The sequence below is a fragment of the Candidatus Methylomirabilis limnetica genome, from assembly GCF_003044035.1.
GTDB classification, from domain to species: Bacteria; Methylomirabilota; Methylomirabilia; order Methylomirabilales; family Methylomirabilaceae; genus Methylomirabilis; species Methylomirabilis limnetica.
The window spans coordinates 1-21,936 of record NZ_NVQC01000013.1; the positions used below are offsets into that span (position 1 = coordinate 1).

24 protein-coding genes, 1 other RNA gene and 1 pseudogene are annotated in these 21,936 nt (G+C 57.8%); 17 read left to right on the forward strand and 9 right to left on the reverse strand.

Annotated features, from left to right (window positions below):
• Nucleotides 1–541: pseudogene (locus tag CLG94_RS02660) on the reverse strand (IS21 family transposase); the annotation flags it as partial.
• A gap of 145 nt (nucleotides 542–686) precedes the next feature.
• On the opposite strand from CLG94_RS02660, the gene CLG94_RS02665 reads away from it, so the two are divergent.
• From CLG94_RS02665 to CLG94_RS13755, 3 genes are read left to right on the forward strand one after another with little or no spacing between them, the layout of a single operon-like run.
• Nucleotides 687–968 (forward strand): phage integrase N-terminal SAM-like domain-containing protein, encoded by a 282-nt coding sequence (locus tag CLG94_RS02665; RefSeq protein WP_161953980.1) that lies wholly within the window; start codon nucleotides 687–689, stop codon nucleotides 966–968.
• Nucleotides 959–1,288 (forward strand): tyrosine-type recombinase/integrase, encoded by a 330-nt coding sequence (locus CLG94_RS02670; protein WP_107561352.1) that lies wholly within the window; start codon nucleotides 959–961, stop codon nucleotides 1,286–1,288. Before CLG94_RS02665 ends, CLG94_RS02670 begins: the two co-directional genes overlap by 10 nt.
• Before the next feature lie 30 nt (nucleotides 1,289–1,318).
• Nucleotides 1,319–1,519, forward strand: coding sequence for a tyrosine-type recombinase/integrase (locus CLG94_RS13755; protein ID WP_107561353.1), 201 nt, complete (start codon nucleotides 1,319–1,321; stop codon nucleotides 1,517–1,519).
• A 542-nt stretch (nucleotides 1,520–2,061) separates the two neighbouring features.
• On the opposite strand, the gene CLG94_RS02680 is transcribed toward CLG94_RS13755, so the two are convergent.
• From CLG94_RS02680 to CLG94_RS02705, 6 genes are all read right to left on the reverse strand, one after another.
• Nucleotides 2,062–2,361, reverse strand: a complete 300-nt coding sequence (locus CLG94_RS02680) for a type II toxin-antitoxin system RelE/ParE family toxin (protein WP_320414604.1) — start codon at nucleotides 2,359–2,361, stop codon at nucleotides 2,062–2,064.
• A complete protein-coding gene (locus tag CLG94_RS02685; protein ID WP_107561355.1) occupies nucleotides 2,358–2,564 on the reverse strand; it encodes an addiction module protein in 207 nt (68 codons plus the stop codon). The genes CLG94_RS02680 and CLG94_RS02685 overlap by 4 nt, the downstream gene beginning before the upstream one ends.
• A 370-nt stretch (nucleotides 2,565–2,934) precedes the next feature.
• Nucleotides 2,935–3,165, reverse strand: a complete 231-nt coding sequence (locus CLG94_RS02690; protein WP_107561356.1) for an addiction module protein — start codon at nucleotides 3,163–3,165, stop codon at nucleotides 2,935–2,937.
• 345 nt (nucleotides 3,166–3,510) lie between these two features.
• Nucleotides 3,511–3,804 (reverse strand): nucleotidyltransferase domain-containing protein, encoded by a 294-nt coding sequence (locus CLG94_RS13920; protein WP_107561357.1) that lies wholly within the window; start codon nucleotides 3,802–3,804, stop codon nucleotides 3,511–3,513.
• Between the two features lie 190 nt (nucleotides 3,805–3,994).
• The gene (locus CLG94_RS02700; protein WP_320414605.1) at nucleotides 3,995–4,552 is read right to left on the reverse strand and encodes a nucleoside deaminase; all 558 of its coding nucleotides are present in this window, start codon (nucleotides 4,550–4,552) and stop codon (nucleotides 3,995–3,997) included.
• 106 nt (nucleotides 4,553–4,658) lie between these two features.
• The gene (locus tag CLG94_RS02705) at nucleotides 4,659–5,072 is read right to left on the reverse strand and encodes a hypothetical protein (RefSeq protein ID WP_107561358.1); all 414 of its coding nucleotides are present in this window, start codon (nucleotides 5,070–5,072) and stop codon (nucleotides 4,659–4,661) included.
• 182 nt (nucleotides 5,073–5,254) lie between these two features.
• Here CLG94_RS02705 and CLG94_RS02710 point away from each other — a divergent pair, with 182 nt between their 5' ends.
• The 11 genes from CLG94_RS02710 to CLG94_RS02765 all read left to right on the forward strand — a co-directional run bounded on the left by CLG94_RS02710 (nucleotide 5,255) and on the right by CLG94_RS02765 (nucleotide 17,102).
• Nucleotides 5,255–6,040 (forward strand): LamB/YcsF family protein, encoded by a 786-nt coding sequence (locus CLG94_RS02710; RefSeq protein ID WP_107561359.1) that lies wholly within the window; start codon nucleotides 5,255–5,257, stop codon nucleotides 6,038–6,040.
• Nucleotides 6,021–6,707, forward strand: a complete 687-nt coding sequence (pxpB, locus tag CLG94_RS02715; RefSeq protein ID WP_107561360.1) for a 5-oxoprolinase subunit PxpB — start codon at nucleotides 6,021–6,023, stop codon at nucleotides 6,705–6,707. Before CLG94_RS02710 ends, pxpB begins: the two co-directional genes overlap by 20 nt.
• Complete coding sequence (locus CLG94_RS02720; protein ID WP_107561361.1) at nucleotides 6,694–7,779, forward strand: 5-oxoprolinase subunit C family protein; 1,086 nt, start codon at nucleotides 6,694–6,696, stop codon at nucleotides 7,777–7,779. Before pxpB ends, CLG94_RS02720 begins: the two co-directional genes overlap by 14 nt.
• Complete coding sequence (locus CLG94_RS02725) at nucleotides 7,766–8,221, forward strand: hypothetical protein (RefSeq protein ID WP_107561362.1); 456 nt, start codon at nucleotides 7,766–7,768, stop codon at nucleotides 8,219–8,221. Before CLG94_RS02720 ends, CLG94_RS02725 begins: the two co-directional genes overlap by 14 nt.
• 176 nt (nucleotides 8,222–8,397) lie before the next feature.
• On the forward strand, nucleotides 8,398–9,396 hold the full coding sequence (gene galT, locus CLG94_RS02730) for a galactose-1-phosphate uridylyltransferase (protein ID WP_107561363.1): 999 nt from the start codon (nucleotides 8,398–8,400) through the stop codon (nucleotides 9,394–9,396).
• Between the two features lie 269 nt (nucleotides 9,397–9,665).
• Nucleotides 9,666–10,004 (forward strand): P-II family nitrogen regulator, encoded by a 339-nt coding sequence (locus CLG94_RS02740; protein ID WP_015743621.1) that lies wholly within the window; start codon nucleotides 9,666–9,668, stop codon nucleotides 10,002–10,004.
• 85 nt (nucleotides 10,005–10,089) lie between these two features.
• Nucleotides 10,090–11,505, forward strand: coding sequence for a type I glutamate--ammonia ligase (glnA, locus tag CLG94_RS02745; RefSeq protein WP_107561365.1), 1,416 nt, complete (start codon nucleotides 10,090–10,092; stop codon nucleotides 11,503–11,505).
• A gap of 186 nt (nucleotides 11,506–11,691) precedes the next feature.
• Entirely contained in the window at nucleotides 11,692–12,120 is a 429-nt protein-coding gene (locus CLG94_RS02750) for a hypothetical protein (protein WP_107561366.1), read from the forward strand.
• Between the two features lie 131 nt (nucleotides 12,121–12,251).
• Nucleotides 12,252–15,380: a bifunctional [glutamate--ammonia ligase]-adenylyl-L-tyrosine phosphorylase/[glutamate--ammonia-ligase] adenylyltransferase gene (gene glnE, locus CLG94_RS02755; protein ID WP_107561512.1), complete on the forward strand. Its 3,129-nt coding sequence runs from the start codon at nucleotides 12,252–12,254 to the stop codon at nucleotides 15,378–15,380.
• A 219-nt stretch (nucleotides 15,381–15,599) separates the two neighbouring features.
• An RNA gene (gene rnpB, locus CLG94_RS02760) (RNase P RNA component class A) lies at nucleotides 15,600–16,039 on the forward strand.
• A gap of 661 nt (nucleotides 16,040–16,700) precedes the next feature.
• A complete protein-coding gene (locus tag CLG94_RS02765; RefSeq protein ID WP_107561367.1) occupies nucleotides 16,701–17,102 on the forward strand; it encodes a hypothetical protein in 402 nt (133 codons plus the stop codon).
• A gap of 552 nt (nucleotides 17,103–17,654) precedes the next feature.
• Here the strand turns inward: CLG94_RS02765 and CLG94_RS02770 are convergent.
• Together CLG94_RS02770 and CLG94_RS02775 are read right to left on the reverse strand one after the other, a co-directional pair.
• Nucleotides 17,655–18,182, reverse strand: coding sequence for an ankyrin repeat domain-containing protein (locus CLG94_RS02770; protein WP_107561368.1), 528 nt, complete (start codon nucleotides 18,180–18,182; stop codon nucleotides 17,655–17,657).
• 547 nt (nucleotides 18,183–18,729) lie between these two features.
• Nucleotides 18,730–19,488 (reverse strand): DUF3047 domain-containing protein, encoded by a 759-nt coding sequence (locus tag CLG94_RS02775; protein ID WP_133174606.1) that lies wholly within the window; start codon nucleotides 19,486–19,488, stop codon nucleotides 18,730–18,732.
• A 383-nt stretch (nucleotides 19,489–19,871) separates the two neighbouring features.
• Here CLG94_RS02775 and CLG94_RS02780 point away from each other — a divergent pair, with 383 nt between their 5' ends.
• From CLG94_RS02780 to mlaD, 3 genes are all read left to right on the forward strand, one after another.
• Nucleotides 19,872–20,642, forward strand: a complete 771-nt coding sequence (locus tag CLG94_RS02780) for an MlaE family ABC transporter permease (RefSeq protein ID WP_107561370.1) — start codon at nucleotides 19,872–19,874, stop codon at nucleotides 20,640–20,642.
• A gap of 5 nt (nucleotides 20,643–20,647) precedes the next feature.
• Complete coding sequence (locus tag CLG94_RS02785) at nucleotides 20,648–21,415, forward strand: ABC transporter ATP-binding protein (protein WP_107561371.1); 768 nt, start codon at nucleotides 20,648–20,650, stop codon at nucleotides 21,413–21,415.
• Nucleotides 21,416–21,483: 68 nt separating this feature from the next.
• Nucleotides 21,484–21,909: an outer membrane lipid asymmetry maintenance protein MlaD gene (gene mlaD / locus CLG94_RS02790; RefSeq protein ID WP_107561513.1), complete on the forward strand. Its 426-nt coding sequence runs from the start codon at nucleotides 21,484–21,486 to the stop codon at nucleotides 21,907–21,909.
• The last annotated feature ends 27 nt before the right edge of the window (nucleotides 21,910–21,936 follow it).

Below are 21,936 nucleotides of genomic sequence, written 5' to 3' on the forward strand. Positions count from 1 at the left end.
AGGCTCGGGTGTGGCCATCGAAGAACATCTCCTGTCGCTCGTACGGATAGGCCCGCACAAAGGGCATGCCCGAATAGCGCGATCGCATACAGAAGAGCTTGACCTGCCGCTCCTCTCCTGCCATGCGGACCCAGGCAGCTCCCCAGTCGACTTCCGCCTCCTGCGCGAGCTCCGGGTCTAAGGGGATGACCGCTGTGACTGTCGGCCATCCCAGCCGAGCCTTCTGCTCCCGCACCCATCGTCTAACTGTCGACTCCGCACCCGGAAAGGCATACTCTTCGACCAGTCGGGTCCAGATCCGGTGCGCCGTGTGGCGATGCTTCTTGGGGGTCTCCTGATCCGTGCGGAGCCAGCCCTCGATGATGGCGGCGACCGAGTCCATCACCCGGGAGGCCGGTTCGTGCCTCCTCCGGTACTTAGGCTCCCAGCCAGCTAGAACCTTGCGGATCGTTTTGCGTGTATGCCCAGTCTCCCGCGCGATCTGACGAATACTCTTCTGATACACCCGAGCGGCCGTCCTGATGAGCTCGTACTGATCCATCCCTAGCACTCCTCTCCCTCCCTGTCTCTGGTGTGGTCTTGCTCGAACACACGAGAAACAGCGAGCGTATCAGAGTGGGCTCCTTTTGCTCGATCATTGCCGTGTTAGGTGGGTCCCTTTTACTCTAGCGAAATCACCTTCCACGTTGGGCGCCGAACACGTACACGCGTTCCTGCGCCACTTGGCCATGGAGAAACAGGTGGCGTCTTCCACGCAGAATCAGGCGCTGAACGCCGTGGTCTTTCTCTACCGCAAGGTGATCAAGAAGGATATCGGCGACTTCGGCGATTTTCCTCGGGCGCGGCGCGGTCTGCGCTTGCCGGTAGTCGCCAGCCGGGCGGAAATAAAAGCGGTACTCGATCGGATGTCCGGTCGGGAGCAGTTCATGGCGCGCCTTCTTTACGGGACGGGACGGGGATGCGAGTGAACGAACTGCTGCGGCTGCGCGTGCAGGACGTGCAGTTCGACCAAAACTGGATCGTGGTGCGCGAAGCCAAAGGAAACAAGGACCGGTACGTCCCTCTGCCGGCGCGCTACCGGGCGGAACTTCAAGAGTGGCTCGAACGTCGGCATGAACAGTACCTCGCGGACAAGGCCCGGAACATGCACGAGGTCGAGGTCCCGGGCGCGTTGGCCCGCAAGTACCCGAATGCGCCCTATCAGTGGGGCTGGCAATACGTCTTTGCGGCGGACGATTTCTCGCAGGACCCGCGAAGCGGCCACGCTCGGCGACACCACGTTGACTAACAGCGTGTCCAGCGCGCGGTACAGGAGGCTGTGCGGAAGGCGGGTCTGACGATCCGGTTCACACCCCACTGCTTCCGCCATAGCTTCGCTACTCATCTGCTGGAAGCCGGCCAAGACATCCGCACCGTGCAGGAACTTCTCGGCCACGCCGACGTCAAGACCACCATGATCTACACGCATGTGCTCAACAAGGGGCCTCTGGGCGTGGTCAGTCCCGTCGATACGTTGTGAGCTGAGTCTACCCCGAAGAGTCGGGCACATATACGCCTTTGTCAGGGCGTTACTCTGGCTTGCTTGCGGGTCCTCGCGGGCTGCCATGACCGCACCCTCCATTCGCGTGAAAGAGTGGGCACTGTCGAAGCAGGTCTATGATGATTCTCCATTGAGGGATGTCAAGTGGAAGTAGACTGCTGGCCTTACTGGGGCCAGCCCAGGCCTGAACGAGTTTGCCAGCAGCAGGGCGACGCCGAACGGCCCCGTCATCCCGTCCACCTCCCGTGCTTGATTGGATAGCCGTCCTGCTCCCCCAGCTCTCTCGATGCTGCGTCATCGGGGTATGGGCTCTGCCCCTTACGCGAGCCCGGAGTCTCACTGGACAGCGCCGCCGATCCGACGCCATCGACCTACTCACCAAGATCATGAAGATCTACTCGGGGGAAATGCAGTAAGGCGTGGTCAATCTCACTCATCTTATCGCCCTACCTTAGCCAACGTGCCGCTAACCGGCTACCGAAGGAGTGTAGCGACTGAGGCAGTCCGAGCTGAGCGCCTTATTATGGTTCATCTGTGCTAATCCAATAGTCTGGTTTTCGATGTTGGTGAGCTACCGCAATCACAAGAATATGATCTTTTTCCATGGAGTACAGTAATTTGTACGGGAACTTGTGAAGGAGACATTTTCTTACATCGCCGCGCTCTGCTGACCATGCTTGAGGATACTCGGCGATTCGTAATGCGGCCCTTCTTACTTCCTCCTTGAATCTCTTGCCAAGTCCGGAATATTCAAGTTCATAGTAATGGACAGCATCTTCCAACTCCTGCTTCGCATACCTTGTGAATAGGACGCGCATCATTCTTCCTTAAATATCTCCTCCATCGGAATGCCTTCCAGCCTGCCTTCTCTATATGCTTTGAGCCTCTTTTCCGCTTCCTCGGCCCATATGTCATCCAGTTTCTTGTCCGGTTCATCAAGACTTCTTATGAGACCTTCCACAAGCGTAAAGCGATCTTCCGGCTTGAGCTTCAAAGCCTCCCTTAGAAGTTCTTTCGTGCTCATTGTGCTTCACCTCCTCTTTCTTGAAACATAACAGCGAAGCTCACCCACCGACGTGGGAGATCGGGTGGAGCGCCATGTTATGCCCTGCGTCTCCAGATTGCGGGATCTCGCCGTCCATGAAATACAGCCAGAATCACAAGGGACGCGGCCCTGACCCGAAAGAAGACTGAGTATGGAAATCTCCTTGCGACAGCCTTCCGCACATCAGAGAAGACGAGCGTGTATCTCTCGAGGTTTGCTGCTGCGTGAAGCACAACCTCATCGATTTACCGGAGGAACTCCTCACCAAGCCCTTGGCGCTGTTCGTTATACCAAGTTGTGGCGTCTTCGAACTCAATGCGCGCCGCAGCACGAAAGACGACACGCAGGCTCATTGAGCTAGGCGTGCTCGCATCGATGCCTTGATGTCCTCCCACGGAATCACGTCATCCGGGAATGCTTCATCATCTGCGATGCGGCGATCAATCTCTGCCCGTTGCGCCTCAGTAAGCGGAAAGCTCGCCGAATCGGCGCATATGCTGGCCCAGATCTCCTCGACCAAGGCGAGCCGATCGTCAATATTCAGCCGGTCAATCCCAAACGCTTTCGCAGAGACGGTCATGGTCTCCTCCTTCCCTTGCCTTAGTCTAGCACCATTAGCAACACCCGTCTCTACGGGCATAACTACAATTAAACAGAACTGTCTAATACCCTAGGCACTGTAAGTCCCTGCGGCGTATCCCGTTTCCTCAAAGTCAACCGTTTTGTTGAACCCCTTGATCTCACGTGAAGTATCATTTGGTGTTCCACTCACCGTGCCCTGGCGTGTTAGGCGGCAGCGGAGTGCAGTCTATTGCGGCCACAGAACTCACGGGCGACCGTTCTGGCCCATCTGTGGTGACCAGCCGGTCCGGCGGGCCGTACACGCTACGCTCGCCTTCATTGTTCTTCCTCACCGAGTAATCCTTCAGCGACTTGAATCCACTGGGGGTTCATTCCCCGCGGCTTTCCTCGAGTTCGTCATACCGGCGGAAGCCGGTATCCAGATGACCCGATTGGATTCCCCCGTCCTGAGAATCATATCTCCATAATCGAACGTTTTCTTCATAATGCAGAGGACATCAACGTCCGATGCCTCTGTCGCGTCACCGCGAGCCTGGGAACCGTAGAGGACGACCGAGTCGAGATCGCCCCCCAGAATTTTGTGAAGCCGCTCGCGATGTTCGATCAGTATTTTCCGTAATTGAGGTTGCGGATTCATATCGATGCCTTCCCTTGAGAATAGCTGTTCCTGCGCGTCCCTGCAAACCCCTCGCTTCGCTTCGGCCCGCAAGGTCTGACGCTTGGCGAGGTGGGCGCTTGCGAGCTTCCAGCGCTCTGCATCGCGAGGCAGTGCATCGAAGAGCGCCTAGGCCAGCTTCCAGAGACGAGACACGGGGTAGCCAGCCCGGTCAGTATTTCACCCGCTTGGGGTCGGCCGCATACGCCTTGAGTACCTTCAACGCCTCACCACCGAGGACTTGAATCTCGGGAATCTTGCGCCGGTCCAGCGGTTTGGCCAGTTGCGCGTAGATGCACCGGTCGTCGAAGCCGACATCAGCAGCGTCTTGGACGCTGAATCCGTAGAACACGCGGTCCACCCGCGCCCAGTAGATGGCACTGAAGCACATCGGACACGGTTCACCGCTGGTATACAACTCGCAACCCTTGAGGCTGAAGGCCTTGACCCGCTTACAGGCGTCTCGGATCGCCACCACCTCCCCATGGGCCGTGGGGTCGTTGGTGGCGACGACTCGATTCCAACCCTCCCCGACGACCTCGCCATCCTTGACAATTACGGTGCCAAAGGGGCCCCCGTCGCCCGCCTCCGCCCCCCTTCGGCCCAGCTCGATCGCGTGCCGCATGAATCGCTCTGCCCGTTCTTTATCGAAAGGGGGTGCGGCCGGCCGGACCGCTGCCACGTCCGGGTATGGGCCTTGACTCAGTTTCCGATTCGGCGGGTCGTACACGTCATGCTCACCTTCATCTAAAAGGCCCTTGGAAAATACAACGGCCCTTCAGGGCTGAGGCTACCCCAAAGGGCCGGGTGCATATACGGCTTTGCGCTGAAATGCGTCAGGCGATGCCGAGCACTTTTGCGGCCCGTTTGAGGTCGGGTGACTTGACCCAGAGGATTGCGCCGTATCGATTCTTACCGGCACAGACGGCCGTGCAAGCGGTGACGTTGATCTTCGCATCCGCCAGCTTACTCAGGAGGTTGGCGACAGCGCCGATGCGGTCATCACCCTGGACGAGAAAGCCGCTCTTCTTCTTGCTGAGCGTACATCCGGCTTTCTTGGCGCATTTCGCAAAGGCCACCGAATCGGCGGGAATGAAATCCAACTGGGCTCGCCGACCCTTGGGAAACCCGGAGAAGGCCAGCAGGTTGTGCCCTGCCTCATTGATCGCGTTGAGCATACGCGCAGCCTCTCCCGGCTTGTTGGGGGTCTCAATGTAGAAGTAATCCACGCGAGTGATCGTCTCAGCCATGACTGCCTCCTTTTCATGCGAGCTGTTTCAACAGCCGCTTCCACTAACCGAAGAACTTATTCCACGTAGAGCTTCAAGCTATTGCCACAATAGTGTACAATCCACACCGTGTCAACTTGCCTGACAGGAGAGCAGGTTCGCTCTAAGGATGCTACCTCTGACCTCCATGAGCCAACTACACCATGACCGCGAAGCAGATTGATGTGAATAGTGATGTAGGGGAGAGCTTTGGCGCCTGGACGATGGGGGCCGACGAGGCGCTGATGCCGTATCTCACCTCGGCGAGTATTGCTTGTGGATGGCATGGCGGGGATCCACAGGTGATGCGACGAACCGTCAGGCTCGCGAGGATGCACGGCGTGAGGGTTGGGGCGCACCCGGGCTACCCGGATCTGCTGGGCTTCGGTCGCCGGCCGATGGCGCTTTCGCCGGGGGAGGCGAGGGACTACATCCTGTACCAGATCGGCGCGCTTTACGCCTTCGCAAAGGCTGAGGGGCTCACGCTTCAGCACGTCAAGCCTCACGGGGCCCTTTATCACGTGGCCGTTAGCGATCGGTCGCTGTCCCAAGGGATTGCAGAGGCGATCGCCGAAGTTGACCCCACCCTGATCCTGGTGGCGTTTCCTGGGTCTGAGCTCGTAAAGGCCGGGCAGGAGGCGGGCCTGAGAGTGGCGGCGGAAGGGTTTGGCGATCGTGCCTACAACGAAGATGGGCGCCTGGTTTCTCGGTCGATACCGGGCGCGCTCCTCACCGATCCCGATGCGGTGGCTGATCAGGTGCTGTTGATGGTGGAAGGGAAGGTTCGGGCCATCACCGGTCGGATGATCCCCATTACGGTGGATACCGTCTGCCTGCATGGCGATACCCCCGGTGCGCCGGCTATTGCGAAGCGGCTTCGAGAGCGACTGGCGCTGGCGGGGGTCGAGACTATGCCGTTGGAGAAGCTCCTTGTCGGTCAGGTTTCTTGACGGCGGAGAAAGCTGCCTGGTGGTAGAGCTGGGCGACGCGATCGATCTCGCCTTGAACCGACAAGTCCGGGCTCTGAGCCTGGCTTTGGAACAGGCAAGGGTGAAAGGGGTGCTGGAAGCAGTGCCTACCTATCGATCGCTCGCGATCTACTACGATCCACTGACGATCGACCGTGATGCCCTGAGGGAGCAGGTCGGCACGCTTTACGATTCATTGGAGGACTTAGGCGACCAGACACCCAGGGTGGTGGAGATCCCGACCGTCTATGGTGGGGAATACGGTCCCGACCTCGAGTTCGTCGCTCGCCACAGCGGCCTTTCATGGGATGAGGTGGTTCGTCTCCATTCGAAGCCGCTCTATCATGTCTACATGCTGGGCTTCATCGCGGGATTTCCCTACCTTGGTGACCTCTCGGAGCGGCTCGCGATCCCCCGTCTTTCCACGCCCCGCCTCAAGGTGCCGACCGGCTCCGTCGGGATCGGTGGGAGGCAGACCGGCGTCTATCCCATCGAGAGTCCGGGGGGCTGGCGAATCATAGGCCGCACTCCCCTTCGCCTTTTCGATCCGTCTGCTGAGGCGCCGACCGCGATCCTCCCTGGCGATAAGGTCCGATTCGTTCGAATAGAGCCGCACGAGTACGAAAGAGGGCAGAGTGGACGCCTTTGAGGTGGTCAGGCCAGGGCTGCTGACCACCGTCCAGGACCTTGGCCGCATCGGGTATCAGAAATATGGTGTGCCGACTTCCGGTGCGATGGATCGGACCGCGCTACGGGCCGCCAACCTACTGCTTGATAACGAGGAAGGGCTCGCGGGCTTGGAGGCGACGGCAGAGGGGCCGACGCTCCGCGCACTCCTCGAACTGGTCGTGGCGATCGTTGGGGCGGATATGCAGCCACTTGTGGACGGAAAGCCGGTTGAGTGCGGGACAGCCATCGGCATCAGCAGTGGCCAGATCCTTGAGCTCCAGCGCGCCCGGCGGGGGCTGCGCGCCTATCTGGCTATTGCCGGGGGGATCGATGTTCCGATCATGCTCGGGAGCCGCTCCACCTGCCTTCCCGCCGCATTCGGCGGCGTCCATGGTCGGTCCCTACGGGAGGGCGATCTCTTGTCGGTCGGCTGCGTCGGGCGACAGCCTATGGCTCTCAGCGGGCGTCGACTGTTATCGGGGTGGGTGGAGCCGATAAGTGAGGTCCTTACTGTGCGCGTGGTTCTCGGGCCGCAAGATGACCGGTTTACCACTGGAGGGATTCGCACGTTCTTGAGCGGAGCGTATCGTCTCACACCACAGATGGATCGGATGGGCGTAAGACTCCAGGGACCGCCGATCGCCCATCGATCAGGCGCGGATATCATCTCTGACTCGATCCCTCTGGGGGCGGTGCAAGTACCGTCTGACGGCCAGCCAATGATCTTATTGGCCGACCGCCAGACGACGGGTGGCTACACAAAGATTGCGGTTATCATACAAGAAGACATCTTTCGATTGGGCCAGGCCACGCCGGGGCAGGTTATTCGGTTCTGCCAGATCTCCGCGTCCGAGGCGTGCGCTGCCCTGCGGGCTTACGAGGGAAGATTTGACGCATTGCGGCGGGCATGGCAGAGTCGACTGGGGGAGCAGGGTAGCTACGGGTTAAGCCTTGGGGTCAGATCGTATCGAGTTAATGTGAAAGGCGGTAGAGGGACGTACCGGGTGAGTCTTGAGGGGGTGGAGAGGAAATCCGAGGATGCTGAAGAGTAATGACGGATCGTTGGGGTGGAGCGTGGTAAAGCAGGTGATGCTGGCGGGCGTTCTGGCCTTCGCACTTTCAGCCTGTGCGACTTGGCGAATAAAGCCGACCTTGGCAGGACCTGGTGTGCCGATCATCTCTAATCTCCAGGTCGAACCTGTGAAGGTGAGGGTTGGAGAAGCGGTGAGAATCACCTTTGACTTCGAGGACACCGATGCTGACGTTGTAGAAACTCGCATCTTTCCTTCTGAGGTTCGGGAATGGGTCTACAGGCCAGCCCTTGCGCCGAAGGTCGTGAACCTGAAAACTGATAAGTATGGCCTGGCCATCGGGAAGGTCGAAACGCACCTCAAATGGGAGAGCGAGGGGATCAGGGTCTTAGAGGTCTTTGTGGTGGATGAACAGAATCACACGAGCAATGCATTGCGAGCGCGCGTTGCGGTCATCCGCTAGCGAGCGTCTGGTTTCTCAGGAAGTAGCTCTCAGCAATCAGCACTCAGCCTTCAGCCTCAGATAAAAGAGGGGGCGTACCTGATTTCAGCGCCTGCCCATTGACATTCCCAGGCTCGTGATTTACTGTTAGACGCTCTTCAAGCGAGGGATCTCGGGATAAAGGAGGAAACCACCGGATGCCGCAGCTCCGCAAGGATCCTATCACTTCGCGATGGGTCATTATTTCGACAGAGCGAGGGAAGCGTCCATCGGACTTTTCTACTGTTCCGCCACCGAGGCAGTTGGGGTTTTGCCCGTTCTGCCCAGGGAATGAGGATAAAACGCCTCCTGAGATTATGGCCTATCGGAAGGACGGTAACCTGCCTAATCGCAAGGGATGGAGCCTTCGTGTTATACCAAATAAGTTCCCTGCACTCCAGATCGAGGGAGACCTGGATCGGGAGGGTGAAGGGATCTACGATAAGATGCACGGGCTAGGTGCTCACGAGGTGATCATCGAATCCCCCAACCACAATGACACGCTCTCCACCATGCCAGAGGAACGGGTAGAGGATCTCCTGTGGGCCTACCGAGACCGGATACTCGATCTCAAAAAAGACGACCGATTCCGCTACATTTTGATCTTCAAGAACCACGGCGAGCAAGCCGGCGCCTCCTTGGAACACCCTCATTCTCAGCTCATCGCTACCCCTATTGTTCCGAAGCGGGCCTGTGAAGAGGTGGATGGCGCCAAGGCCTACTTCAAATACAAAGATCGGTGTATCTACTGCGACATTATCCGCCAGGAACTGCAGCAGGAGAGTAGGGTTATCGCGCTGAATGATGAGTTCGTGGCTATCGCCCCCTTCGCATCGCGCTTTCCGTTCGAAACCTGGATCCTGCCTAGGAATCACGAGCCGTTCTTCCAGGACTCGAAGAAGGTCGACATGGTGAGTTGCTCCAGGATGTTGAAGGGGGTTCTTGGCAAGATGGATCAGGTTCTCACTAACCCCCCCTACAATTACCTGATTCACAGTGCTCCGCTCCAGGAGACCGAGGTGAACCATTATCACTGGCATCTTGAGATTATGCCGACCCTCGTCAAGGTTGCAGGCTTCGAGTGGGGGACCGGTTTTTACATCAATCCTGTCCCTCCGGAGGATGCGGCCAAGTATCTCCGGGAGGCTCGGCTATAGTTGCATAAAAAAAGGTCAGGTGAGTAAGGACTTGCGTAAAGTTTTGGCAAAGACGTAGGCTCAGGGGGCGGCGTAATGACTAGGAATATCCAAAAGGGTGCGGGTTTGGTGGGCCGACAGCTCAATGGCGCAGAGTTGAAGATGTTAGGAGTCTTGGCACACGATTTGCTCGTTCATGCGGCGGGTGCGAGATCTCGCAGTGGTGTCTGGTGTGGGGGCATAAGACCCCCTGCGGGGAAGCAAACGCCTTCAGAGACGGAGGATGGCGGATGAAGAAGATCGAGGCGATTATCAAGCCCTTCAAGCTCGACGAGGTGAAGAGCGCTCTGGCCGAGGTGGGGATCCAGGGCCTCACCGTGAGCGAAGTCAAGGGTTTCGGCCGGCAGAAAGGCCACACCGAATTGTACAGAGGCAGTGAATACACCATCGACTTTCTACCCAAGGTGAAGATCGAGGTCGTGGTTCCGGACGACAAGTGCGATAAGGTCGTGGAGACGATCCTGTCCTCGGCGAAGACGGGTCGAATCGGAGATGGTAAGATCTTCATCGTATCGATCGATGAGGTCGTCCGGATCCGGACCGGCGAGAGGGGCGAGGCGGCGATTTGAGGATACGCGGTGAAGGAGAATTCCACCGCTTCATAAACTGTTCAACGACGAATCATTCGACCCAAGAAGGAGGAAAGGCAGCCCTATGACACCGAAGGATGTCATCACGCTGGCGAACGAGCGAGGCGCGAAGATCGTTGACCTCAGATTCATCGACATGCCTGGTCTGTGGCAGCATTTTTCTCTTTCCAGGCGAGAATTGACGGAAGATCTGTTCACGGACGGGGTCGGGTTCGATGGATCCTCCATTCGAGGTTTCCAGGCGATCCATGAGTCGGACATGCTCCTGATTCCTGATCCGGCGACGGCGACCATGGATCCCTTCATGACCGTGCCCACCCTGGTCATGATCTGCAACATCATGGATCCAGTGACAAGGCAGCTCTACAGTAGGGATCCGCGATATATTGCGCAAAAGGCCGAGGCGTACCTTACGTCAACGGCGATTGCAGATACCGCCTTCGTTGGTCCTGAGCTGGAGTTCTTCATCTTTGACAACATTCGGTTCGATCAGAGCTACCAGCACGGCTTCTACTTCATTGACTCGGAGGAGGGGTTTTGGAACTCCGGGAAGGACGAAAAGCCGAACCTGGGCTACAAGCCTCGCTACAAGCAGGCCTATTTCCCCGTACCGCCGATGGACAAACTCCATGACATCCGCTCGGAGATGGTGTTAGCGATGGAGTCCGTAGGGATTCCGGTTGAGGTTCACCACCATGAGGTTGCGACGGCCGGTCAGTGCGAGATCGACATGAAGTTCGACACGCTGACCAAGATGGCGGACAGGGTGCAGTGGTTCAAGTACTGCGTGAAGAACACCGCTCGTAAGCACGGTAAAACGGCCACCTTTATGCCTAAGCCGATCTTCCAGGACAACGGCTCCGGCATGCACGTCCACCAGAGTCTCTGGAAGGGTGGCAAAAATACCTTCTGGGAGCTTGGAGGGTATGGAGATCTGTCCGCGACGGCTCGCTACTACATCGGTGGATTGCTCAAGCATGCGCCCGCGCTCTGCGCCCTCATCGCCCCAACCACGAATTCGTACCGACGGCTCGTGCCCGGCTACGAGGCGCCGATCAACCTCGTATACAGCCAACGGAACCGATCGGCCGCAGCCAGGATCCCCCTCTACTCAAAGAGCGAGAGGGCAAAGCGGATCGAATTCCGAACGCCCGATCCCAGTTGCAACGCCTACCTGGCCTTCAGCGCGATGCTCATGGCTGGCATTGACGGCATCCAGAAGAAGATTGACCCTGGACAGCCGGTCGACAAAGATCTGTACGAGCTCGAGCCGGAGGAGACGAAGGATATCAGGCAGTTACCGGGTAGCCTGGAGGAGGTCCTGAACGCTCTGGAAGCCGACCACGAGTTCCTCCTGAAGGGCGATGTCTTCACCCCGGATCTCATCGACACCTGGATCAAGTACAAGCGGAAGAACGAGGTCGATCCGATTCGCCTCCGCCCTCATCCCTGGGAGTTCGCCCTCTACTACGACATCTAAGCATTCTCGGTTCCTCTTTCTGCAAACGGCCCCGGATGAACTTCCGGGGCCGTTCTGTTTTCTCCTGGGCCTGAGGACATGACTGAACTCGATGCAGGTTGCACGCGTCAGACCTACATGCTAGTATTTTTACGGTTTTCAGTGCAACTCACGTTGGCCTTGGGCTGAGCATAGAGGAGGAGAGAGATGAAGCGTACAGGAATATGGTTAGTTCTGATCGCATTTGGGGTTGCGGTCACAGGCTGCGCTACGACGCAGGCGCAGCCCGGCTACTACGCCTATCCGCAGCGCGGACAGACCCCGGAGCAGCTTAGTCGCGATCAGTACGAGTGTCAGGCGTGGGCGCAGCAGCAGAGTAGGTTTGATCCAGCTACGGATACGACGAGGGGGGCAGCTACTGGCGGGGTGTTGGGTGCGCTCGGGGGCGCCGCAGCAGGCGCGGCCATCGGCGCGGCAACTGGCGGCGGTGCCGGTAGAGGCGCGGCCATCGGCGCGACAACCGGTGGGATCGGTGGCGTTGTCCTCGGTGGGAGCGGCGCCCACGCACAGGGCAAGGATGGCTACGATAGGGCCTACGCCGCCTGCATGACCGGACGCGGGTACGTGGTCAGGTAGTCTGCGACACCCGCAAAGAGTGAGGCGTGGCCTGATGCGCCCACCCAGCCTTGGGTTACATGCGAGCGGAGACGGCAGCGCCGTTTCCGCTCGTTGTTTTTCAGGCAATCAAGCTGTGTGAGGGCCATCCAATGAGTATGCCGTTTCCACCTGGGGTTGAGGCGCTGGCCGCTGCCGGCTGCCGTTATCCTGAACAAGCGCAGCAGAACCTGCAACGCCTGGCTGGCTCGTCCCATCTGAGCTCCCTTCAATCGATTCTTCCACTGCTCCTGGATCGCCTGATCAATCTTGCTGATCCGGACATGTCGCTCAATAACCTGGAGCGCTACGCCGAGGTGGTCATTGATAGGGGATTCTTTTTTTCGCACCTCAGAGATAGTCCTAAGTCACTTGATCTTCTGCTGACGCTTTTTGGAAGTTCACAGCATCTTTCCGACATCCTGATCCGTTTCCCGCAGGACTTTCACTGGCTGCTGCAGCCTGGCCTACTCCGGAGGACCAGGTCTAAGGAGGAGCTGGTCGAAGATCTGGGCGGGTTCCTCTCGAGGGTGAAGAGCCAGGAGCGGGTATGGGCAGCGCTGCGTCGATTCAAGATGCGGGAGACCTTGCGGATCGGGCTCCAGGATCTTCTTGGCAATCTGGATCTGACCGGTGTGACGCAGCAACTGTCTCTGGTGGCTGATGTAGTGCTGCAGCGGGCCTATGAGATTTGCCGCGCTGATCTCGTGCGTCGGTACGGCGAGCCACGGTATGGAGGACCCGCTGGTGAGCAGGCGTGCGGGTTTGTGATCGTCGGGATGGGGAAGCTCGGCGGCGAGGAGCTGAATTTCAGTTCGGACATCGACCTGCTGTTCATCTACGAAGGGGAAGGTGAGACGGATGGGCTCACCAGCCCGTCAGGCATCCTCATCGGCAGAGTGAGCAATCATGAGTTCTTCACCCGCCTGGGAGAGGGCGTGATCAAAGCAATCGGCGACCTGACATCGGAGGGGCGCGTCTTCCGAGTTGACATGCGGCTTCGACCCGAGGGGCGGGCGGGTGCGCTGGTCTATTCGCTCAGGGGGTATGAACTCTATTATGAATCATGGGGACAGACGTGGGAGCGCATGGCTCTGATCAAGGCGAGGCCTGTGGCTGGCGATTCGGCGGTGGGTGAGGCATTCCTGAAGCTGGTGGTGCCGTTCGTCTATCGCAGGTCACTCGATTATAGCGCCATCGGGGAGATCCGAGCGATGAAGGATCGGATCAACGCGAAGGTCGAGCGCGACCAGGAGACCTTCCGCCATGTCAAGCTGGGCTACGGGGGTATCCGCGAGATCGAATTTATTGTACAGACCTTTCAGCTCCTGTACGGGCCAAGCGACCCGTGGATCCGCGAGCCGAATACGCTCCGCGCGCTGCAGCGATTGGCTGATCGTGGGCGCGTGACCACCGATGAACATGCGACATTGGTAAAGGCCTACGCCTTCCTCCGGACGGTCGAGCATCGCATCCAGATCCTCCATCACCTGCAAACCCATGTCTTGCCGCCGGACCATGACGGCCTTGCTCAGTTAGCTCGGCGCCTCGGCTACTCCCCCAATCTGTCGTCTGACCCGGCGCTGGCCTTACAACAGGATTATCAGCGGCACATCCAGGCGGTCCGGCAGGTATATGACTACCTGCTAAGGGAGCCGCCCTTAGAGGCGGAGGAGATATTATCTCACCCTCTCGCCGACTTTCTGGATGGACGGGCAGACGAAAGCGTTGCACGTGAGCAGTTGGCAGCCGCCGGCATATCGGACCTTGATCGCGCCGTCCGCTCACTGATCATGTTACGCGACGGCCCTCCCTTCAGACGCCATACGGCTGATACTCGGCGAATCTTCGCCACCCTGGCGCCTACCTTCATGGAGGGTGTGACGCAGGCGCCGGACCCGGACCTGGCCCTCCTGCACTTTGAGCGGTTTATCGAGCGGGTTGGTTCCGGCGCTGTGGTGTACGACGTCTTCAAGCAGGCGCCGCTCACCCTGATCCACCTGATGCGACTCTTTGGCTCAAGCGAGTTCCTCTCGCAGCTTTTGATCCTGCACCCCGATCTTTTGGACCTGCTGATCCTACCCGATCAGGCTGAACGTGGTCGACCCGGCGAGTTGGTTGAGGAATGCTGGCGCGCGGTGGCCGACGCCCCGGCTGGAAGCCCCAAGTTGGATGCGTTGCGGCGGTTCAAGCAGGCAGAGGAATTCCGAATCGGTATCCTGGACCTGATCGGAAAAGCCGACTTGGACGAAGTGAGTAGAGCCTTGACGCGTCTCTCGGATGCCTGTGTTCAGACGGCATATAGGCTGGCTCGCGAGGACCTGGGGCCGCAGTATGGTCTACCATCCCCGGCGGGGTTTGTCGTCTTGGGCCTTGGCAAATGCGGTGCCGAGGAGATGGGGTATGGGTCCGACCTTGATCTCATCTTCGCGTATGCGCAGGAAGGAACGACTGCAGGCGGGTCCCAGTGTATGAGCCATACAGAATATTTCGGGCGCCTGGCCGATAAGATCTGCAAGAACCTCACGACTATCACCAAGGAGGGAACGGTCTACCGGGTCGACATCCGGCTGCGCCCAGGTGGATCGGTGGGCAGGGTAGCACAGTCCTTCGCGGCATTTGAGACCCACATTGCCCGAACAGCCGAGCTGTGGGAGCGCCAGGCGTACCTGAGGGCGCGTCCGATCGCGGGTGACCTCGACATCGCGGAGCCGTTCATGGCTTCATTGTCCGAGCTTATCTATCGACCAACCTCAGTGGAGAGTCTGGCAGCGAACATCACGGCGATGCGGCACCGGATGGAAGTAGAACTGACCAAGGAGAGGGTCGGTGAGCGCCATGTGAAGTTGGGGAGCGGTGGGATTGTTGACATCGAGTTTGTCGCCCAGTTCCTCCAGCTTGCGTACGGATCTACGCTCTCTGCCCTGCGGGTTGGCGGTACGCTGAAGGCCCTCGAATCAGCTCGCGGTGCCGGTCTGATTTCCGACTCAGATGCTGTTGACCTCAGTACGTCATATCGGTTCCTGCGCACCGTACAGAATCGTCTTCGGGTCGTGGCCGATCTTGAGACCTCCGTGTTGCCCAGCGATCCGGACCGGCTCGATCGCCTGGCTCGACGGCTCGGGTATGAAGCGGGTGACGGTGGCGGTCCAGGGGAGCGGTTTCTGGCTGACTACCAGCGCCATACGGAGCGGGTACGGGGGATTTACGAGGCGATATTTCATCCCCCTCTAAGAACTTGAGGGGGCAGGCGTTATCATCCTTGTCCCCGCATGTTATAAGCGGGGAGCGGTGAAGCCGGGAGCCGACGCGAGGGCCGATGATGCGCGGGAGGGATTTCAGCCGATGTATCCTTCGACCAGTTCAGGGTGAACGGTGAATAGAAGGAAACGGTAGACGCATACCACCAGCAAGGATCACTATTGCAAATCGTGCCAGTGTGCGTTACGTTGGTAGTGGCCGAAGTCGGTCGGATGACCGCCGGTTCGCCTTTGGCGGACGGGAGGAAAGTCCGGACTCCACAGGGTAGGGTGCTGGGTAACGCCCAGGGAGGGTGACCTCACGGACAGTGCCACAGAAAAGATACCGCCCGCGCAGCATCATCGGCCGCTAGGTTTCGTTTCAAGCGTAGCCGAACGGCCCGTGGGTAAGGGTGAAAAGGTGCGGTAAGAGCGCACCAGCGGCATGGTGACATGCCGGCTTGGCAAACCCCACCCGGAGCAAGGCCAAATAGGTTCCGCCCCATCATGCAGAGAGCGGCCCGCTCTCGTGTCCCTTTCGGGGCAGGCGGAACGGGTAGGCTGCTTGAGCCCGGCGGTAACGTCGGGCCTAGAGGAATGGTCATCCGGTCGGGCCGTAAGGTCCGGCCGTACAGGATCCGGCTTACAGACCGACTTCGGCCATATCAATAGAGTCAGGCAGGTGTCACGGTTTTAAAGGGTGGTAGGCGGGCGTAACATAATCGTGGACTTTAATCTCACACATCGAGGGGCGCGTTAATGGGACTTGACGGAATCGATATTGTTTGGATAGTTATGATCGGCGCCTTAGTGATCGGATATGGCCTGGTGTGGTTTGTCTTTCGAAAGATTTCTCGGAAGTAAGAGCTATTTTTTTGGATACCGATTGAGGCTGTCGGTGTCTCGGGATGGTACAAGGGGTAGCCTCTCCCGGCTGCATGGGAACCTTTCAGCAGTCACAGACCATCGAGTTCTACGACGCGAATGGACGGCATGTGGGCTATGGGAAGGTGTACGGCGGGACGGTAGAGTTCTTCAACCTGAATTTAAGACCCCTCACAACCCCTGTAGCTCCGTCACGAGCTCGTTGAGGTAATCAAATAGTCGAAAGGACCTAAGCCCAGCGTCTCCAGAAATTTAGCGGGGTGGGTCTAGTCACGACTCACATCTCCCCTTGTGACGTTGAGCGCCTCTCGCTAGCCTATAGACCAGGATTTGCAGAACGCAGCACAGCGCAGTAGTGTGAGGAAAGGGATTGCACACTTGGGCACCTCAGGATGAAGAAGGCGGGACCCATCCCGCCGGGAAGGATGGAGGGGCCAGATGGAAAAGAATTCCGATCCGGAATATGTTCAGGTGTGTTTGACCATAAGACATTATAGCGCGGTTTGCTTTGCCATGCGGACCCTGTTCTTGACGCTCTCCGTAGGTCTGGCGGTCGTTGGTTTTGGGATTATTCCACAAGAATCGTTTCTGGTGAAGGCAACGGCAAAGGTATTCGGCTTCTTGGCGACCTGTTTCTTCTGGGCCTGTGAAAAGAACGCGGTGCGCTACATGAGCCACATGCAGGAGAGAGCAGCCGAGTTGGAGAAACTGCTTGGCTATCGCTTATGGTCAGGGATGCCCCAGTCAGTGTACTGGTTTGTCGGGCTATCTGTCGTCACCCCGCTTGCCTATGGGGTGATTGCGCTCTTCTGGCTATACGCGATGATCTTTGTTCGCTGACCTTAAGAGTTCTTCCGGAATGAGCGAAGGTGGGGGCCGAGTCGTCAGCGCTGGACACGGGGATACCCCCCTCGCTCTCTCTTCGCCAAATGGGGAGACAGAATTGAGTTCGTCAAAGCAGATCGAAGCCCGCCTGTCGTAAGATCCGAAGACGTCGTATGTGATAGTTATGAGCCAACCAAGGAATGCACGAGACACACGTAGACCCCCACCGAAGGCGCTTAATACTACGAATGAGCCGCGCGCGAACACGCATCATTGAGGATGGCTTGCCGGTCTCCGCACATCTAAGCTCGGTTCCTAGGTCTCGTCAGATTAACTATTAAGGTGAGCCGCCTTAGCCGGCTGCAAACGCCGGCAGACTATCTGCTGAGACTGCCAGGCTGCTTAAAACTGAATTTAGCCGCAATATCCAACAGCTAACTGCACTGTCAAGAATTTTGTGATCGCCAAACAGAGGTTGTGCGCCGAGCCTCTTCCGACAACGCCGTGGGACTCAGGAGCGGAACGATCTCTGGTCCGTCGGGTTCTTTTCGTCCGCTGCCACTGGCATCAGCCCCGGGGTATCTCCTCTTTTGCGCCGGCTTCCTTGAGGAGCTTCACGACCTCGTCCTCGCTCCTATTAAACGCTATAATCAAGGCCGTTACGCCCTTGTTAGTTTTGGCGTTCACATCCGCACCATGCGCGATCAGCGTCCGTACTACCTCGAGCTGGCCTTCCTGAGACGCCCAGAATAAGGCCGTTGCACCATTGTCCTGCCTGGCGTTCACATCCACGCCCTGCGCGAGCAGCGCCTGTACGACATCGAGATGGCCCGTAAGAGACGCTCTCATCAAGGCCGTCCAGCCCTCGTCAGTTTTGACGTGTACCCATGCGCCGTGCGCGATCAGTAGCTGTACGACCTCGAGATGGCCTCGCAGAGACGCTCTCATCAAGGCCGTCCAGCCATATTCATCTTTGGCGTTCACATTCGCGCTCTTCGCGATCAGCGCTTGCACGGCCTCGGGACGGCCTTCCTCAGCCGCTCTCATCAAGGCTGTTTTGCCGTGTTTATCGCCGGCGTTCACATCGTCGCTCATGGTCACCCCCTCCTTTACGCTCTACGCGATCACTAGCCGTACGACCTCGACAGGGCCCCTCAGAAACACTCTCATAACCCTCGATCTCTCTTCCATTCCCGGAAGTGGCAGTTGCATTGACAGATGAGCCTATTCCTTACCACATTCTGATGTCATGTCAAGAGGTGTGCAAAAACCCTAAAATAGATTATAGAAAATGAGAAAATAGGGACAGACACTATTTATCGTGACGATTCCTGCTGTTCACGGTCACGATCGTGCATATGTCAATGGTAATTGAAAAGTGTACCACCTCTGGTAGAGAAGTGTTTCAATCAGAGGACAACACGTAGAGGTTCACCTCCTTTCTGAAGTTGTGTGGCTTAGGCGGTAGGGGGCCTGGCGCGGACAGGCGGGATAGATCGCGGGTTGTTTCGGCGTGATGGCGTATGGTGGATACGCTGGACCCGCCCATCCAGGCCTGATGACGAGGAGAAGATCAGGTTCCACCAAGTTCCCGGTGAAGGCATTCTACCAGGCTGATGCACTAATCAGTGGAGGGTTTGGCTTAATTGGCTCGTTGGAACTGAAGATCGGCGAACGACGACTGGGCAGTTGATTTCGTGTGCTGGGAATTGATCCAGATAGCAACACGCCCCACCTTGGGGAGTGAGCTCTGGCCGAAAAGTCGCACGTAGTCCTCGGCGACATTTCGGCGCTCCTGGACCCATTTGCCCAACTGCTGCTTTCCACTCCGCAGGACAATGACCTTAATGGGGGTAATGGGGGAATGGCCGTCGGCAGTAGTTCCTGCGGGGGCATTACTATCCCAGAGGTAGCCGAGCATGGGGCTTCGTAGCCTGATAAGCGAGTTCGGGAAGATGACGTAGAGTTGGGCGGCCTGGTCATTTTTGTCCTTTTCACGGATGTCACCTGCCAGAGGAAAGCGATCTACCTTCCACCGCCAGCTCAGTATCGGAAACTCTTTTAGGTCCACCTCTATCACCTTGTGTAGCCCAAAAGAGCTCTCTTCACTCACGAGGCGGATGCCGAACTGACCATCCTTAAGAGGCTCGAGCTTGATTTGATGATGGTTCTGAAAGGTTTCCAGATCCCAGCCGACCGGGATTCCCTTCTCATTCATCGTCCCGCTGATGGGCAGGGGAATACTCGCCGGGTTGGGGGTGTGCTTTGCTGCAGACGTTAGCGATACAAGCCCTAGCAGTATCACTGCAAGACCGACGAGCGCAGGCCAGATCCGATGCCGTGCCCCACGTTTTGGGTAGCCCAATGTTGTTGAGGTTGTCGGGATGATTGATGTGCTCAACTCAGCCTCCTCGCCCGGGCATCACATCCAGGCCTGGTAGCGCCGCATTAGACCTAACGAGCAATCAGCGGTGGGCCTTCAGGTCTTGCTCGCAGGCTGACCGCTGCGTACTGATGGCTCGTGCGTATCTTCATAAGGAATGTCTAGTATCATAATGTAGTCATGATCTCGGTACAAGAGTTTACTTCAGGAAGTGTGTAACGGATGGTGACTCCAAGTGTCGGCGGTGGGGTTCCGGGGCGCTCAGATTCAGGATCAGGAATAGACCAAGACCTCGACCAGGTAACAGTAGGAAACGATTGACAACTTGGGGGAGCGTATGCAATCCTACCAGACTGTCAGTCGCTTTGCCGGCGCACCGAGAATCTCCCTTGGAGTAGAGAATGAATAACCCGTTAGAGGCCGTCGGACGCGCGGTTCTCAAGCAAGTGCAAGCCATGGGGCGCATGGCCATCTTCCTGGGTTCCACCGGTTTCTTGGCGGTCATGCCACCGCTGAAGTTCAGGCGTATTGTCGGTCAGGTCTATTTTATCGGGGTGCAGTCCAGCTCTATTATTCTTCTCACCGCGGCCTTCAGCGGAATGGTCCTAGGGCTTCAGGGGTACTACACGCTTCGTAAGTTCGGGTCCGAAGCCCTTCTCGGTCCGGCTGTTGGCCTGAGCCTGATCAAGGAGCTGGGGCCGGTGATGGCAGCCCTGATGGTGACGGCGCGGGCCGGATCGGCCTCTGCCGCAGAAATCGGCATCATGCGGATCACCGAGCAGATCGACGCGCTGGAGGCAATGGCCGTCAATCCCATGAAATACCTGGTGGTTCCTAAGGTGATCGCGGGACTGATTGCAGTCCCGCTCCTGACCGGCATCTTTGACGTGGTTGGTATCTATGGCGGCTACCTCGTTGGGGTAAAGCTGTTCGGTGTCAGTTCTGGCACCTATTTCTCCGAGATGCGGAACATGGTGGAGATGAGTGACATACGGGGCGGCTTCCTGAAGTCGCTGAGCTTCGGCCTCATTATCACCTGGGTATGCACGTACAAGGGGTTTTATGCCGGGTATGGGGCCGAGGGCGTGGGAAGGGCGACAACAGAGGCGGTAGTGCTCTCGTCGGTACTGGTACTGGTCTGGAACTACGTTATGACCGCCGTCCTATTTTAAACTGGATGATCCAGATCATTGATCTTTACAAAAGGTTTGAGCGGCAACAGGTACTCAATGGGGTGAACCTGACCATTCCACGGGGGCAGGTTACGGCTATTATTGGGAGGAGTGGAGGCGGGAAAAGCGTGCTGCTCAAGCACCTTATCGGCCTCATGCGACCGGATAGCGGTCAGGTGCTGGTTGATGGGATCGACCTCGGCCGGCTCCGCGGTAAAGCCTTGGATCAGGTACGCGAAAAGTTCGGCGTCTTGTTTCAAGGGGGCGCCTTATTTGACTCGATGACGGTGTTAGACAATGTTGCCTTCCCGCTGCGAGAAAAGACCCGGCTGTCAGAAGGCGAGATCGCCAAGCGCGCCATGCAGCGGCTGGAGGCCGTGGGTCTTGCTGATATGGCGCATAAATATTCCGCAGAACTCAGCGGAGGGATGAGGAAGAGGGCAGCTCTGGCCCGAGCCTTGGTCCATGATCCGGAGATTATTCTTTTTGACGAGCCGACGACGGGCCTCGATCCGATCCTGTTGCACTCTATCCACCGTTTGATTCTGGACGCCCACAAGCGCTTCGGATTCACCGCCGTAGTGGTCAGCCACGAGATTCCGGAGATTTTCGACATCGCCCAGACGGTAGCGATGCTCGATAATGGGATTATCGTGGAGCACAATAGTCCAGAGGCCATCATGGCCTCCGCCAATCCTATTATCCGGCAGTTCATCACCGGGACCAGCAATAGCGAGACTGGTCCGGAGCAGGCCAACCGATCTGGCGTGTAGTTTCTGGCGATGTCGACAGGGTTCTTCGGGGACCAAGACGGAGGGCGAGATCAATGAAGCGACTGACTATGGAAACGCTGGTAGGGTTATTCGTGGTGGTGGGAATCGTAAGCATGGGTTACCTCTCGATCAAGCTCGGAAAGCTTGAGGTGGTCAGCGAACGAGGATATACTGTCCTGGCCGCGTTCGACTCAGTCGCAGGCTTGAAGCAGGGGGCGGTGATTGAGATCGCCGGGGTAGCGGTAGGTAGGGTTAAAGCGATAGGCTTGGAGAACTATCGAGCCGTCGTCGCTATGAGGATCGACACTGGTATTGAACTTCAGGATGATGCAATCGTCTCGATCCGGACAAAGGGGTTAATCGGTGAGAAGTATGTGAGGATTACACCCGGGGGCTCTGAAAAACTGGTCCAGCCGGGAGGTAAGCTTCGGGACACCGAAGACCCCATAGACATAGAGAATCTCATCTCGAATTATATTTTTGGTAAGATCTAGACGGAAGAGGCAACCTGTACAGCTTAT